Consider the following 15,147-nt stretch of genomic DNA (forward strand, 5'->3'; position numbering starts at 1 on the left):
GGAGCGCGCTCTGAAACCGTCTGATCAGGCCGAAGCCGCGCTCTGCGCCGGCTCTGCCGGCTTGTCATCGCCATTGGGGTCGCCCGGTGCCGTCGCCCAGGCCAATTCCACCAGCGTCACGAACCTGCGCCCGCCGCCGTCGAGCTGGACGACGATCAGGCCCTGCTCCTCCATGTAGCCGAGCAGGCGCTGGGCGCGGCGCAGCGAATGCGAGCCATAGGCGCGGGCGATCGCGGCATCGCCGGGGCAGGGCCAGCCTTCCTTGGCGGCGCGCGCGATCATCATGAACACGCCCTGCATGTCGTCGGGCAGGATCGAGGCGCGCAGCGTCACCTCCTGCCAGGCATCGTCTTCGGCGATATCCGTGCCGAGGCCTGCGCGCGCATGCGTCAGCATGCGGCGGAATTCGCCGAGGTCGGGCACAGCCGCGCCGAGACCCTCGATGCGGCAGCGGACCACGAATTCCTGGTAGAGCACGCCGATGGCGCGGAAACCGGCATCGGGCGCGGCGAGCACGGCGCGAAGGGTGCGATCGACGCGCTCGCGCCGCTCGGCGAGCTCTTCGGCGCTGACCGGCATCTCGATCACTTCGGGCCGGATCTCCGGCGTGGCAGCGGCCTTCGCGGCGCGGAGCTGTTCGAGCAAATCAGGCGCCGGACGGCGCTGCGGTCGGCTGGCATCAGGCGGCGGCGCGGCCAGGATCACGGCGCGCATATCCTCAAGTGCGGCTTCCGGCATCGGCATCAGCCGCGGCGTCGAATTGCGCGGGCTGGTGTCGGTCGGGCCGATGTTCAAGCGCAATGGGCGTCGCGACAGCGCCGGTCCCAGCGCCATGAACTGTCCGCGCTCGAGATCGCGAAAGGCTTCGGCCTGCCGCCGCTCCATGCCGAGCAGATCAGCGGCGCGTGCCATGTCGATGTCGAGGAAGGTGCGGCCCATCAGGAAGTTCGAGGCTTCCGCCGCGACGTTCTTGGCGAGCTTTGCCAAACGTTGCGTCGCGATGACGCCGGCAAGCCCGCGCTTGCGGCCGCGGCACATCAGATTGGTCATCGCACTGAGCGAGAGTTTTCGCGCTTCGTCCGAGACTTCGCCAGCCACGGCCGGCGCGAACAACTGCGCCTCGTCGACGACGACCAGCATCGGATACCAATGATCCCGATCCACATCGAACAGTCCGCCGAGGAAGGCCGCGGCGCGCCGCATCTGGTTCTCGGCGTCCAGCCCTTCGAGATTGAGCACGGTGGAGACGCGATGCAGCCGGGCGCGCTCGCCGGCGACCTGAAGGCCGCGCTCGGTGTGATCCTCGGCCTCGATCACCAGATGGCCGAAACGCTCGGCCAGCGTGACGAAATCGCCTTCGGGGTCGATGATGGCCTGCTGCACCCAGGGCGCGCTCTGTTCCAGCAGCCGCCGCAGCAGATGCGACTTGCCGGAACCCGAATTGCCCTGCACCAGGAGACGGGTCGCCAGCAGTTCCTCGAGGTCCATGCCGGCCACGGCGCCCGCCGTGGTCTGCCCCATCTCGATTGCAACCGTCATGCCCGACTCAAGTCCCATCATTCGCGGACTGGGGCTTATCAATCCGGCCGGGGCACGTCGAGCGGCATGGGCCGAATCATGCCGTGTTGCCCACGGCGGAGTTCAGCATCACCGGGGAACTTCGGTGGGATTAGCGTTCAGATGGCACCGCCGCTATTGCGCGCCCGAGCCGCCCTGCACGATCTTCTCGTTCAGCTTCAGGTCCACGGTCTCGACCGTGCGGTCGATCTCGGGATTGGGCACGCCGAGCTGATGCGAGATCAGCTTCACCAGGAGGTCGACGCGCTCGATGAAGGGCGCGCCGCTGGCGACCGCGCGCGCGGCCGATGACGGCTTGAGCAGGCTCTCGGCGGCCTTGGCATATTTCGCGAACGGCACCTGATCCTCAGGGTCGGCGCCGAGCCGGCGGGCGATCGCGTCGACATGGTCGTAGATCGTCTGCGAGCGTGCGAGGTCGCCATGCACGGCGTCGCGGATCGATTGCGGCTCGTGCGGCGTGATACAGCGGTAATTGCCGGTGAGCAGCATCGACCATTTCGCCAGCGGCACGAACAGGGACGAGAACACTTTCAGCTTCACCGGCACGTCCTTGCCGTCGAGCGTCACCGCGTCGATATCGGCTTCGAGCTCGCGCAGCACCTTGTTGTGCTTGTCGTCGGCGAAGACCGATGCCTTGAAGTTGGTGGGCAGGCCGACATGCAGCACGTTCGCGGCTTCTTCCGGCGGACGGAAGGCCTGCGGGTCGGGCGAGCACAGCGTCACGAGGCCCGGCTCGAAGCGCTCCCACACCTGCGCATTGGTGTAGGCCTCCTCGAGATCCATGTCGGCCAGCGCCGGGATGCGCTTGAGATAAGGCAATGGCGGCATGTTCATGATCGACAGACACGGCAGCTTCGCCGCGGCGATCCTGACCATGAGAACGCGCACCGTGTGGTTGGTGTATTGCGGCTCCTGCATCGCAAGGCCGACCATGTCGTAGCGCGACAGGTCGACATTGGCCGGCGTCACGGCGTCGAGCTTGCCGGGAAGGTCGCGCGAGAAGATTGCGCGGTGCACCGCCTCGTCGCGCAATTTGATGCGCACCTCGGTCCCGTCGCGATTGATCAGCTCGGCGGTCTTGGCGCGGCAGACCAGGGTCACGTTGTGCCCCGCCATCAGCAGCTTCGTGCCCAGCAGGGAGCCGTAGGAAGCCCCTAGAATCAATATGTTACGCGCCATGTTCCGTCCCCTGGAAATGTTGTGTGATTTTTGCGCCCCGGCCGCGGCCCGAGGGCGGGTTGGCGGCATGTAAGGCGAAGCGTGTGGGGATGGCAACTGGGATAATGCATACAAGGCCGGGGCCGGAGGCCTGTAGCCCGATTGAGCGCAGCGACACCCGGGAATCCGCCCGCAGAGATCCCGGATGTCGCTTGCTCATCCGGACGACAGGACCTTGCTTTGCCCGACGGGCAAAACAGCTGCGGCTCTGTCAATCCGCTTGCGCAAATATATTCCACTTTACCGAAATTCGGATTTGTCGTATGTGTCGGCCATCCCGGCTCACCAAGAGGGGCGATCTTGTGTCGTCACTGTCGAGAGCCGGGTTGCGGTGGACGCGGCAGCGTCGGCACGAGAGGCCAAGGGCAGGGCGGATTGCTCTCCGTGAGCCCGAGACTTCGTGCGGATGAGCGGCGCTGTCAGGTTTGTCTCGTCTGTAAGTTTCTGGCTCCGTCGACAGGGCTGGAAAAACTGCGGCGAAATGGCGAGCCGCGCGTACGGCAAAACCGTGTGGTCCTGGCCGTCGTTGCTACGGCCAAGCCTTTGCGGAGGCGGCATGCGCGTCAACCGGCGCGCTGTCGGCGAATTTCGCGAAGGCGAGGGAGGCCAGAAGGAACTCGGCTCCCGGGAGAGCACGGCATAAGCCGTCCAACCACTGCGCAGGGAAGGCCGTGTGTTGGGCTTCACCTGTCTGCCGCTGTGCATCTCTTTTGCGATACCCGCGCACAGCGGACCTTCGGGTGCCAGCCGGCACCCGGCCTTCCCTGCGCCCTCTTGGCAAGAGGGTAAAGCGATGAAGCAAAGCTCGGGCGGAATGCGCCGCGAGGCCGCGAAGGTGCGTCTGTGATTCGAAATACACGTTGGAGAATTGCAATGACGACGGTGGAAGCCGCGAACCCTCTATCATCCGCCCCAAGGTGCGATAATCGGCCGGATGCGTTTCAAAGAATGATATCGCCGCGAAATTTTACGCAAGCTTCGGCCGCGGCATCCGTGCGGAAGTTGCTTGCGCGGTCAGGCTGCGGAGCCCGTTACCTTGTCCCTGCTTCATCCCTGGCTCGCCACACGCGCGCGGTCGAGATGCCCTTCGATCTTCGGGCGGTCGCGGGTGCGCTCGAAACTGGTGCAAAGCAGTTCCGTCTCCTCGAGGGAAACAGGGGCGCGATACAGCCGGCACATGAACTCGGCGGCCGCGCGTCCCTTTCCGGCGGCCGGGCCGATGCCGGGGCCGCGTTCGGCCAGAAACATGCAGTCGCGGCAAATGCTGGCGTCGAGCCGCTGATGGGCCGCGTCGAGGTGATTGAGGATCTCCCGCAGCGAGTCGCGCAGCTTGACACACTCGTCGGTCCCGAGCGCCGTGACCGCGTTCACCACGTGGTTGATCGGGTCGTGCTGGCTCAGGCATTTTTCGCCCTGGGCGGTGACGTGGAGTACGACCGAGCGCTTGTCCTCATGCGACGGCTTCCGCACCAGGAAGGACTTGCTCTCGAGCGTCTTCACGATCTGCGATGCAGTTGCCCTTGTGGCGCCGATGAAGCCGGCGAGCGCGGACGGCGTGCGCGAAAACCTGTTGGCGCGGCCGAGAAAGCGCAGCGCCATCCACTCCCGATCGCGCAACCCGTTCTGGTTGCCCTCGAAATACCAGGCTCTGGCCGCCTGAACAAGCAGCTCGACTGCCTCGCGTGCCAACGGCATAAATTCCTACCTTGCCCCGGGAATCTCGTCTGCGGCGCCCCGGAGCCGCCTTCCGCCGTCGTGCACGAATCCTTCGCGAGAGGCCGTATGCCCAGCAACGTCCGACACGTACGCCGCGCCTTGCTCCCGCGCGAAAGCGCGGACGGCCCGGCGCCCGACTTGGACTAACGGGCACTGCAGGGTACGGCGCGAGAAGCTGTGTTGCTGATGGTATGCCAATCGTGGCGTGGTCGAACGAAAGTCCAAGTTGCCGTCACTGGCGGACGATAGATCGGAGGTGTTCAACCGCAGCCCCTGAAGTTCAAGTCACAAGCAGACGTTTCTTATATTCCGTCGAAACGATGAATGAGCTTCTCAACAAAATCAAGTAGAGACACTCTCGCAGTCCCGATGTCGTTGCAGGCGAATGTAAAGTTCAAGACAATCGCGCTGTTTGGGACACATGATAGTGAACGCAATACGCTGTGTTGCAAGCAACATGCACGCAACTATGCGACGGTTTGATTGCACGGCATGTTGCTGTCTGTCGTTGATGCAGTTGATCGATGCTTGTGCAGGACAAAGGTGTTCCGCATCAATGAGTCATCCACAACTTGTGCGTGGTGTCGGAGAATCGCCAGGGGAACTCGTACAGAATGCACGCGGCGGTTGTCATGGCCGCGGTCGCGGAATCGTCCGTTCGGTCGCTTTCGTCGCGATCGTCCGATGTCTCATCCGAACGGTTGGCGGCTCGCGACGGAAAGCGGTGGTGGCGACGCCTATGCATGCGCCGGACGCACGACGGCATGCACGATCGGCTGTCGAAACAATGAGCAGGGCGAGACCGAGGACGCGCATTGCGTGCGGTCTGACCTGCTACTCGCCCCTGAGCATGTCCCGCAGCTCGCGGAACGGCTCGGCGCTCGGCGGAGCCGAGGTGTCTTGCCGCATCGCGTTGTAGATTCTCGGAACCATGTCGACCGCCTGGTCGAGGCCCGAATCACGCCCCTGCTGGTATCCGCCCATCAGGCGAAGGTCCCGTGTGTCCTCGTATTTGGCCATCATGGTGCGCAGCTTGCTCACCAGTTCGCGCTCCTCGGGGTCCCAGACGTTGTGGGCGAGGCGGGAGACCGAGGCCAGAACGTCCACGGCCGGATAGCGTGCCTGGTCGGCGATGTGCCTGGACAGCACGATGTGCCCATCGAGTGTGCTGCGGATAGTGTCGGCGATCGGCTCGTTGTGATCGTCGCCGTCGACCAGCACGGAGAAAATCCCGGTGATCGTCCCGGATCCCTCTTCGCCCGGGCCGGCGCGCTCCAGCAGGCGCGGCAGGTCGGTGAAGACCGTCGGAGCGTAGCCGCGCGCGACCGCGGGCTCGCCCGCGGCAAGGGCGACCTCGCGGGCCGCGTGGGCGAAGCGGGTGATCGAATCGACCATGAGCAGGACCGATTCGCCCCGGTCGCGGAAATATTCGGCGACAGCCATGGCTGTCTTCGGCGCCAGCCGCCGCATCATCGGGCTTTCGTCTCCCGTCGATACGATGGTGACGGCACGATGACGGTCGGGGCCCAGCACGTCCTCGATGAATTCGCGCACCTCGCGGCCGCGCTCGCCGACCAGGGCCAGCACGACGGTGTCAAAGCCCTGGCTGCGGGCGAGCATTGCGAGCAGCGTCGATTTGCCGACGCCGGAGCCGGCAAAAATGCCGACGCGCTGGCCCGCGCAGATCGGGGCGAACAGGTCGATGACGCGCACGCCGGTGCGCAGCGGCTTGTGAACGCGCGCGCGCTTCATCGCCGCCGGTGCCTCGGCCTCCGCCGAGACCGCCCGCGATCCCGGTGTGAGAGGACCCTGCCCGTCCAGCGGGGCCCCGAGTGCGTTGATGACGCGGCCCTTCCAGCTCGGATCGGGCGCGAACGACAGTGGCGGCATCCGGTAGGCGACAGATCCGAGGCCACCCGAGAACACCCGGTCGAACGGCTTGGCGATGATGCCGTCGCTGTCGATCCGTATCACCTCGCCGATCTGCGGCTTGCCGCCGGTGTTGACGCCGATGAGTTCACCGAGCCTGACGAAGCGCGACAGGCCGGAGACACGGAAATGCGTCGGCGCGATCTCGGAGATCGCGCCGCTGACGCTGGCCAGGGGAGTGCTCTGCTGAAGCTCCAGCAGCGCCCACTCAAGTTGCCGAAGAGCGTTCAAGGAAACCGTCCACCTTCAATGCGCGCGAGGCGCAAATCTTACTTGACCCAAGCCTACTTGCCGGGCTCGCCCAGCGTCCGGATTGCATTCTGGAGCGAGCTCTCGGTGCCCTCGATCATCGAATTGGTGCCGTCGAAGGCGCGCGAAGCCGCGATCAGCTTCGTCAATTCCATCATCGGATTGGCGCCGGAGCCCTCGACATAGCCCTGCTTGAAGCCGTCGCGGGAGAAATCGGCGATGGCGGTCGCAGGCCGGTCCGGCGTCACGCCGGAATTGCCGTAGCGATCGAGATTGGCGTCAGCTGGAATGTTGAACAGGCCGATGGTGCCGATCTCGTTGTTGTCCTGGGTGATCGCGCCGCTGCGCGAGATCGCAACCGGCCCGCCGTTCGGGTCGAGCGTGATCTGCGCGCCGCCGGCATCGACGACGGGGAAGCCGGACACGGTCTGGAGATCGCCGTTGGCGGCGAGCTGGAGGCGGCCATCGCGGGTATAGACCGTGCCGTTCGGGCCGGCGAAGGCCATCCAGCCCTGTCCGACCACGGCGACGTCGAGCGGGTTGCCGCTCTCGGTGATGCTGCCCTGCTCGCGCGAGATGATGTTATCGCCGGGCGAGGAGAAGGCGACCGGGTTCGCGCCGGCCTTGGAGAGCACGGTCTCGAATTTCACGACGTCGGTGCGGAATGCCGCCGTGTTGACGTTGGCGACGTTGTTGGCGATCGTCTGGAGGCGCTTCTCGAGCGCGATCTGCGCCGACAAGCCGACATAGAGTGCCGATTGCATGATTTACCTGTTGAATCGGATGTTCTGAAGCGTCGTGAGCATGTTGGTATCCAGGCTGACCGACGTCGACGCGCCGGCGATCAGCACCAGCGCGGGATTGGTCGAGGTGTCGCTCTGGGCCTGGGTCGCATCCCACATCGCCGCGAAGCGCTGCACGAATTTGGTGACCTTGGCCGGGTCCTGGAAGTCGGTGAGGTCGATCTTGTTCGTGATCATCTTGGCCTGGGCATCGATGTCAGACGAGCTGATCGTCGACGGCCAGCCCATTGCGGTCTGGACCACCTGGGTCAGCGCCTGGTCGGCGAGAATCTGAAAGGGGCTCGTGATCGTGGAGGCCTTGCGGGTGAAATAGAGCGCGAGCCGCAGGCCCTCGTTCTGGTCGCCGGCGTTCTGCTCCATCGTCTGCGTGACGTATTGGGTCGCCGTGCCGGTCGTGGCTGCGGTGGTCGAGGTCGCCTGGTCGCCGTTGGCGGCGAAATTGAAGGCGGTGGCGAATTCCCGGTAACGGGTGTCGGAGAGCTTGTTGGCGAAGGCGTTCGTGTCCGAGACCCCCTCGGTCAGCACCTTGCGCATGAACGCCTTGGCGTAGGTCATGTCGCTGAGGCCATAGGCCTTCATGGCATAGGAATAGAGGCGATAATCCTTCAGGAAGTCGTCGATCGTCTTCACGTTGCCGATATGGCTGAGGAAGTAATCGGTATCGCGGCTGACATCCGGCTGCGTCGCGACCTGCGTCATCGACTTGCCCAGATCCTTGGTCAATCTGGTGTAGTCCGCGATCGTGGATAGCATGACTCGTGCCCCTCTTGCCGCCATTGCGACGCCGTCCCAAGCTGCAGCGAATTGCTTGCGTGAGGCTGGCGATCGGGAAGCCAGCTTCGCGCAAGGCTCGCCGATTAAAGATTCCCGGTGGGATCGGCGATGGAGTGGCGCGTTGCTCAGTTTCGTGGGGATTTTCATCACGGTCGCGGCGCTGCTTGGCGGGTTTGCCGCTATGGGCGGGCATCTGGCCGTGCTCATGCAGCCGTGGGAATTCGTGATCATCCTGGGCACTGCGGTCGGCACCTTCCTCGTGGCCAATCCGTGGAAGACGGTCGTCGACTCCGGGCTTGCCTGCATGCAGGCTATCACCGGCGCGGTGCCGGGACAGCGCTATTATCTCGACCTGCTCGGGGCTCTGCATGCCCTGATGCGCGAGCTCAGGGGCAAGGGCCGCAACGAGGTTGAGGCGCATATCGACGATCCCTCGTCATCCGAGATATTCAAGGCGTTTCCGAGTGTGCTCGGTGACCCGTCGCTGCTCCAGTTCATCTGCGATTATGTCCGTCTCATCATCATGGGCAACGCACGCACGCACGAGATCGAAGCGCTGATGGACGAAGAGATCCACACCATCGTGAAGAGCAAGCTGGCGCCCTACCATTCGCTGGTGACGGTGTCCGAGGCGCTGCCGGCGCTCGGCATCGTCGCAGCGGTGCTCGGTGTCATCAAGGCGATGGGTGCGCTCGACCAGTCGCCGAAGCTGCTCGGCGGCTTCATCGGCGCGGCCCTGGTCGGCACCTTCGCCGGCATCTTCCTGTCCTACGGCATCATTTCGCCCTTCGCGATCAAGATCAAGATGACTCGCGAGAAGAAGTGCCGGCCCTACATCATCGTCAAGCAGACGCTGCTGGCCTTCATGAACGGTGCCATGCCGCAGATCGCGGTCGAACACGGTCGCAAGATGATCTCGAGCAATGAGCGTCCCTCGATCGACGTCGTCGAGAACGAGACGATCGCCGGTCCCAAGGCCGTCGTGACCGACGCTGAACCGAAAGCTGCCCGCGCATGACGATGATGGAAGACGTCGAGGTCGATCAGCGCAAGCAACTGCCGAACTACCTGCTCGATGCAGCGGGTATCTCGATCGAGCGCATGCCGATGCTCAATGTGATCTTCGATCGCATGGCGGCGTCCTGCACCGATAGCCTCCAGCCGATGGCCGGAACGCCCTGCTACTTCTCGGTCAACGGCATCACCAATGACCGCGTCGGCGACATCATCAAGGACTACGAGAGTAACGCGGTCGCCGCCGTGCTCTATGCCGAGCAGTGGGACTCCCGCGTCATCATCATGCTCGACCGCGATTTCGTGTTCACCATGGTTGAGGCGATGTTCGGCTCCGACGGCGCCGAACCACCGCTCGACGTCGAGCGCACCTTCTCGAACATCGAGATCCGCCTGGTCCAGGCGCTGTTCGAACGGTTCGCCAAGGCGCTGCAGGCCGCTTTCGCCGGGACGTCCAACGTCACCTTCCGTGTCGAGCGGGTCGAGACCGCGATGGCCTCGCTGGCGATCGGGCGTGGCGGCAACATGTCGATCTGCGCGAACATCATGTTGCAGGCGTTGTTCCGCGGCGGCCAGATGTTCCTCATCGTCCCGCACTCCGCGCTCAATCCGCTGCGCCAGAAGCTCGCCCATGTCGTCGTCAGCGACGGCCGCGCGTCAGATCCGCGCTGGCGCGAGCAGATGGAGAGCGAGGTCCACCGGACCGAGGTGACGTTGAGCGCAGTGCTCGACGAGAAGATGGTGACTCTCGGCGATGTCGTGAAGTTCCAGGTCGGGCAGGTGCTCGAGCTCGAAGCCACGCCGCGCACGCTGGCTCGTCTTGAAAGCAACAACCAGGTGCTGTTCTGGTGTCAGATCGGCCAGCTTGATGGCTATTACGCCATGCAGGTGGCAGATCCCGTCGATCAGAAACGGGAGTTCGTCGATGATATCCTATCTCGTTGATGCCGTCCTGCTGATCGCGCTCGCCTTCACCAGCATGCGGGTGACCCGGATGCACCGCGAGCTGGCGCGCTTGCGCAGCTACCAGGGCGAGTTCTCGACCATCGTCCACGAGACCGCCGGCGCCTTCGATACGGTCATCACCGCCGCGCATGATTCCACTGCAAATCTGGGGCGGCTCGCCAATGTGCTCAACACCAAGATCGATCAGGCTCACGAGGCGATCGCGGCGCTCGATGCCAGAAGCGGGCTCGCATCCGCTGCCACCGCAGGCGGCGCCGACGTGAACAAGCATTAAAGCCGAACCGGCAGAACAATTACGATCGGAGCGCCGCGGCGTTCCGGGAGCGGAAATACCAAGAGGCGATACCAAATGGCGCAACCCTTCGAATATGATTCTGCATCTGCATCGGGAGAGGCCGAGGCATCTCCGCTGGAGCGGCTGGCGGAGATCGCCGCGCGCACGGCGGAAGAGACCGGAAAGTTCGCCAATGTCGACGCGATCCTGCGCATTCCCGTCACCATGCAAGTGGTGCTCGGTTCGGCGACCATCCCGGTTGCGAACCTGATGAAGCTCGGCCGCGGCGCGGTGGTTCCGCTCGATCACCGGGTTGGCGAACCCGTCGACGTCGTCGTCAACGGCCGCATCGTCGCCCGCGGCGAGGTGGTCGTCGTGGAAGAGGACAATTCCCGCTTCGGCGTCTCGCTTACGGAGATCGTCGGGCCGCTGGGGCAGGGTGATACCTGACCATGGCGGCACAGGTCGGCATCGCTCCCATCAAGCAGCGAGGCGTTGCCACGCTGGGTGGAACGGAAAAGGTCGCGGCACTCCTGCTCGCCATGGGTCGGCAGGCGGCTGCGAGCGTGCTCTCGCAGTTCGAGCCGCAGGATATCCGCATCGTCACCAAGGCCGCGGCGGAGCTGCGGCCGATCACTGCGCAGGAACTCGAGGCGATCGTCGAGGAGTTCGCCCAGCAATTCTCGATGGGCGCCAACATCCTCGGCACCATCGGTGGCCTGGAAGCCGTGCTCGGCGACGTGCTCCCGGCCGACCAGGTCTCGGCGATCATGTCGGACCTGCTCGGCAATTCGAGCCGGTCGGTGTGGGACCGCGTCTCGTCGGTGTCGGAGAACTCGCTGGCGACCTACCTCTCCAAGGAGCATCCGCAGACCGCGGCGCTGATCCTGTCCAAGGTCAAGCCGTCCTGCGCCGCCAAGGTGATGAGCCAGTTGCCGTCGAGCCTGCGCAACGAACTGATGCGGCGCGTGCTCAGCCTCAAGCCGATCGTCGAGGACGCGATGAAGGTCCTCGAAAAGACGCTGCACGAGGACCTGACACTGAACTTCGCCCGTAACCTCGGCGCCGATACTTACGCGCGCGTCGCCGACATCATCAACAAGATGGAGCGCGGCCATATCGAGGACATGCTGAAGAGCCTGTCGGAGAAGCGGCCGAAGTCGGCCGAAGTGCTGAAGGAGCTGTTGTTTACCTTCGACGACGTGATCAACCTGGCGCCGAAGGCGCGCACCATGATCTTCGACCAGGTGCCGACCGATCGCATCGTCGTCGCGCTGAAGGGCACCGACAAGCATTTCCGCGAGCTGATCCTGTCCGCCGTCGCCTCGCGTGTCCGCCGCGTCGTCGAGCACGAACTCGCGATCGGCGAGCCGTCGAACCAGCGCGACGTGCTGGAGGCGCGCCGCGTCATCACCGACCTCGCACTCGACCTCGCCGAGAAGGGTGAAATCGAGCTCAACCCCGACCAGGAGGATGAGCTGGTCTTCCGCTGACCGCTGAACAGGCATGGCAGACAAATCCGATCAGGAGAGCAAGACAGAAGAGCCGACCGAGAAGAAAGTCCGCGATGCGCTCGAACAGGGCCAAATCCCGGTCTCTCGGGAGGCTTCCATTTTCGCGTCGCTGGCTGCGCTGCTGGTGATCCTGTCGTTTCTGATCGGCCCGGGCGTGCTGCAATTGACGCCGACGCTGACGAGCTTGCTCGACGATCCCGGCGGCTTCCCACTCAGCAACGGCGCGGACGTGCAAAACCTGCTCAATGTGGTGGGCCTCCAGGCGTTACGATTCCTGGTTCCGCCGGTCGTCATCATTACGGTGTTCGGCCTCGCCTCCTCGCTGCTGCAAAACGCACCGAGCCTGGTGCTGGAACGCATCATGCCGGACCTTTCGCGAATCTCCCCCATCGGCGGCTGGAGCCGGCTGTTCGGATCGCAGGGCCTCGTCGAATTCGGCAAGTCGTTGTTCAAGCTCGCCTCGGTGTCTGTCGTCGTCGTCGTCGTGCTGCGCTCGTCAGAGGCGAAGGCGTTCGAGGCGATGTACACCGATCCGGTCGCGCTGCCGGAGATGATTCTCAGTATCGCGATGCGGATCGTCTCGGCGATCTGCATCGCCACCATCGTCCTGGTCGCGATCGATCTCGCCTGGTCGCGCTTCCATTGGCGGCGCGAGCTGCGCATGACCAAGCAGGAGATCAAGGACGAGCACAAGCAGGCCGAGGGCGATCCGGTGATCAAGGCGCGCCTGCGCTCGCTGGCACGCGACCGCTCGCGGCAGCGGATGATCACCTCGGCTGCGCGTGCGACGCTGGTGATCGCGAACCCGACGCACTTCGCCATCGCGCTGCGTTACAATCGCGAGGAAAACCCTGCGCCGCTCGTGGTGGCCAAGGGCATGGACGTGATCGCACTGAAGATCCGCGAAGTGGCCGAGCAGAACCGCATTCCGGTGATCGAGAACAAGGCGCTGGCGCGCGCACTCTATGAGGCCGTTCAGGTCGATCAGGTGATTCCGGCGGAGTTCTTCCGGCCCGTCGCCGAGATCATCTACTTCCTCCAGTCGAAGCAAGCGCCGCGACCCGAGAAGGTCCAGTAGATTTTCGAGGATGCTGCTTCGCGCAACAGCTTGACGAAAGCTTAACGCCCTAGGGTTCTTTCGAATGGACCAGAATGGGGCTGTTGTGGGACCGCTTTATCTCTTCGAACTCGCATCGTCGCAGGCGCGCTACCTCGAACTCCGCCAGTCGACCATTGCCACCAACGTTGCCAACGCCAACACGCCGGGCTTCAAGGCGCGCGATGTCGAGCCGTTCAACAAAGTGCTCGACGCGATGCCGGTCAGGCTTGCGACGACATCGCCGTCGCACATGCAGCTGTCCGCGACCGAGACCGATACGCGCGCGACCGCCAAGAAGGACAGCTGGGATGTGGTCCACTCCGGCAACTCCGTCAGCCTCGAACAGGAAATGATCAAGGGCAGCGACGTCAGTCGCGACTACTCGATGAATGCGGCGATCGTGCGATCGTTCCACCGCATGGTCCTGTCGAGCGCAAAGACCTGAGGTGAATTGACATGCTGGACTCACTGAGCGCTTCCCTGACAGTTGCGAGCTCCGGGCTCGAAGCGCAGTCGACGCGCATGCGCATCGTTTCCGAAAACCTCGCCAACGCGACATCGACCGGGCGAACCGCCGGTGCTGATCCGTATCAGCGCAAGACCATCACCTTCGATGCCGCATTGGACCGTGCCTCCGGCGCGCAGCTCGCGAAGGTCAAGGAGGTCGGGGTCGATACCTCGCCGTACCGCGTCGAATACGAGCCGGGACACCCCGCCGCCGACAAGGCCGGCTACGTCAAGATGCCGAACGTCAACATGATGATCGAGATGGCGGACATGCGGGAAGTCAACCGGTCTTATGAAGCCAATCTCCAAGTGGTGAAACAGGTGAGGTCGATGCTGGGCATGACCATCGACCTTCTGAGGAGCTGACAATGCTTGAGGCGATTTCATCCACGGCGATTTCTGCCGGCCAGGCGGCGAGCCGGGCCACGGAAACACAGGCCATCTCACCCGCGGCACCGACCGCGATCCAGTCGACCGATAACGTCGGATTCGATTCGGTGATGAAGCAGGTGACGACCGACGCGATCGGCACGCTGAAAGCGGGCGAGGCGGCGTCGATCTCGGCGATGCAGGGCAAAGAATCGACGCGGAAGGTCGTCGAGGCGCTGATGTCGGCCGAGCAGGCCTTGCAGACGGCGGTCGCGGTTCGCGACAAGGTCGTGCAGGCCTACCAAGAAGTCGTTCGTATGTCGATTTGATCTGAAGGAATGACATTGTGAAATCGCTCGCCATCGCGGCCACGGGCATGAATGCCCAGCAGACCAATATCGAAGTCATCGCGAACAATATCGCCAACATCAACACGACCTCGTACAAGCGGGCGCGCGCGGAATTCACCGATCTGTTCTACCAGATGGACCGAATGCAGGGCGTCGCGAACGTCAACGGCTCCTCGCCGATCCCGGAAGGCGCCAATCTCGGTCTCGGCGTCAAATCGGCGGCCATCCGCAAGCTGCACATCCAGGGCGCGCTGACGCAGACCGGCAATCCCTACGACGTGGCGATCAACGGTCGGGGCTGGTTTCAGGTGTTGGGACCCAACAACGAGGTGCAATATACCCGCGCTGGCTCGTTCAACACCAATGCCACCGGCCAGCTCGTCACGATGGACGGCTACCTGCTGGATCCCTCCATCACGGTGCCCCAGAACACGGTGCAGGTGACGATCAACCAGACCGGACAGGTGTTTGCCAAGCTGGATACGGTAGTTAACCCGCAGCAGATCGGCCAGCTCAACCTCGCCAATTTCGCCAATGAAGCGGGTCTCGAACCGCTGGGCAGCAATCTCTATCGTGAGACCACTGCTTCCGGCACGCCGGTCGTCGGGCTGCCGGGCGATGCCGGTTACGGCAAGATCAATCAGCAATACCTCGAAGCCTCGAACGTCGATCCGGTCAAGGAAATCACCGAGTTGATCTCGGCGCAGCGCGCCTATGAGATGAACGCCAAGGTCATCCAAGCCTCGGATGAAATGGCCTCGACCGTGTCGAAGGGCCTTCGCTAGTT

At 63.9% G+C, this 15,147-nt stretch carries 16 protein-coding genes; 10 read left to right on the plus strand and 6 right to left on the minus strand.

Annotated elements, in window-relative coordinates; genetic code table 11:
- Positions 1-24: 24 nt before the first annotated feature.
- The 6 genes from BMW89_RS30230 to BMW89_RS30265 all read right to left on the minus strand — a co-directional run bounded on the left by BMW89_RS30230 (position 25) and on the right by BMW89_RS30265 (position 8,246).
- Entirely contained in the window at positions 25-1,539 is a 1,515-nt protein-coding gene (locus BMW89_RS30230) for a helicase HerA domain-containing protein (RefSeq protein ID WP_092033095.1), read from the minus strand.
- 153 nt (positions 1,540-1,692) lie between these two features.
- The gene (locus tag BMW89_RS30235) at positions 1,693-2,757 is read right to left on the minus strand and encodes a ketopantoate reductase family protein (RefSeq protein ID WP_092032683.1); all 1,065 of its coding nucleotides are present in this window, start codon (positions 2,755-2,757) and stop codon (positions 1,693-1,695) included.
- Between the two features lie 1,086 nt (positions 2,758-3,843).
- Positions 3,844-4,491, minus strand: coding sequence for a MarR family winged helix-turn-helix transcriptional regulator (locus tag BMW89_RS30250; RefSeq protein WP_092032687.1), 648 nt, complete (start codon positions 4,489-4,491; stop codon positions 3,844-3,846).
- A gap of 855 nt (positions 4,492-5,346) precedes the next feature.
- Positions 5,347-6,672, minus strand: a complete 1,326-nt coding sequence (gene fliI / locus BMW89_RS30255; RefSeq protein ID WP_092032691.1) for a flagellar protein export ATPase FliI — start codon at positions 6,670-6,672, stop codon at positions 5,347-5,349.
- Between the two features lie 53 nt (positions 6,673-6,725).
- Complete coding sequence (gene flgF / locus BMW89_RS30260) at positions 6,726-7,454, minus strand: flagellar basal-body rod protein FlgF (protein WP_092032696.1); 729 nt, start codon at positions 7,452-7,454, stop codon at positions 6,726-6,728.
- A 3-nt stretch (positions 7,455-7,457) separates the two neighbouring features.
- A complete protein-coding gene (locus tag BMW89_RS30265; RefSeq protein WP_177196428.1) occupies positions 7,458-8,246 on the minus strand; it encodes a DUF1217 domain-containing protein in 789 nt (262 codons plus the stop codon).
- A 142-nt stretch (positions 8,247-8,388) separates the two neighbouring features.
- Here BMW89_RS30265 and motA point away from each other — a divergent pair, with 142 nt between their 5' ends.
- The 10 genes from motA to flgG all read left to right on the plus strand — a co-directional run bounded on the left by motA (position 8,389) and on the right by flgG (position 15,145).
- Positions 8,389-9,285 (plus strand): flagellar motor stator protein MotA, encoded by an 897-nt coding sequence (gene motA, locus BMW89_RS30270; RefSeq protein WP_177196429.1) that lies wholly within the window; start codon positions 8,389-8,391, stop codon positions 9,283-9,285.
- Between the two features lie 2 nt (positions 9,286-9,287).
- Positions 9,288-10,226 (plus strand): flagellar motor switch protein FliM, encoded by a 939-nt coding sequence (locus tag BMW89_RS30275; RefSeq protein WP_502686408.1) that lies wholly within the window; start codon positions 9,288-9,290, stop codon positions 10,224-10,226.
- Entirely contained in the window at positions 10,207-10,521 is a 315-nt protein-coding gene (locus BMW89_RS30280) for a hypothetical protein (RefSeq protein ID WP_092032708.1), read from the plus strand. Before BMW89_RS30275 ends, BMW89_RS30280 begins: the two co-directional genes overlap by 20 nt.
- 75 nt (positions 10,522-10,596) lie before the next feature.
- A complete protein-coding gene (fliN, locus tag BMW89_RS30285; protein ID WP_092032712.1) occupies positions 10,597-10,971 on the plus strand; it encodes a flagellar motor switch protein FliN in 375 nt (124 codons plus the stop codon).
- A 2-nt stretch (positions 10,972-10,973) separates the two neighbouring features.
- On the plus strand, positions 10,974-12,014 hold the full coding sequence (locus BMW89_RS30290) for a flagellar motor switch protein FliG (RefSeq protein WP_092032717.1): 1,041 nt from the start codon (positions 10,974-10,976) through the stop codon (positions 12,012-12,014).
- A gap of 13 nt (positions 12,015-12,027) precedes the next feature.
- A complete protein-coding gene (gene flhB, locus BMW89_RS30295; protein ID WP_092032721.1) occupies positions 12,028-13,113 on the plus strand; it encodes a flagellar biosynthesis protein FlhB in 1,086 nt (361 codons plus the stop codon).
- A gap of 64 nt (positions 13,114-13,177) precedes the next feature.
- Positions 13,178-13,579 (plus strand): flagellar basal body rod protein FlgB, encoded by a 402-nt coding sequence (gene flgB / locus BMW89_RS30300; protein ID WP_092032725.1) that lies wholly within the window; start codon positions 13,178-13,180, stop codon positions 13,577-13,579.
- An 11-nt stretch (positions 13,580-13,590) separates the two neighbouring features.
- Positions 13,591-14,007 (plus strand): flagellar basal body rod protein FlgC, encoded by a 417-nt coding sequence (gene flgC / locus BMW89_RS30305; protein WP_092032728.1) that lies wholly within the window; start codon positions 13,591-13,593, stop codon positions 14,005-14,007.
- A gap of 2 nt (positions 14,008-14,009) precedes the next feature.
- Entirely contained in the window at positions 14,010-14,339 is a 330-nt protein-coding gene (gene fliE / locus BMW89_RS30310) for a flagellar hook-basal body complex protein FliE (protein WP_092032731.1), read from the plus strand.
- A 17-nt stretch (positions 14,340-14,356) separates the two neighbouring features.
- Positions 14,357-15,145: a flagellar basal-body rod protein FlgG gene (gene flgG / locus BMW89_RS30315; RefSeq protein ID WP_092032734.1), complete on the plus strand. Its 789-nt coding sequence runs from the start codon at positions 14,357-14,359 to the stop codon at positions 15,143-15,145.
- Positions 15,146-15,147: the final 2 nt, after the last annotated feature.

This window comes from Bradyrhizobium sp. OK095 (assembly GCF_900109945.1).
Classification (GTDB): Bacteria; Pseudomonadota; Alphaproteobacteria; order Rhizobiales; family Xanthobacteraceae; genus Bradyrhizobium.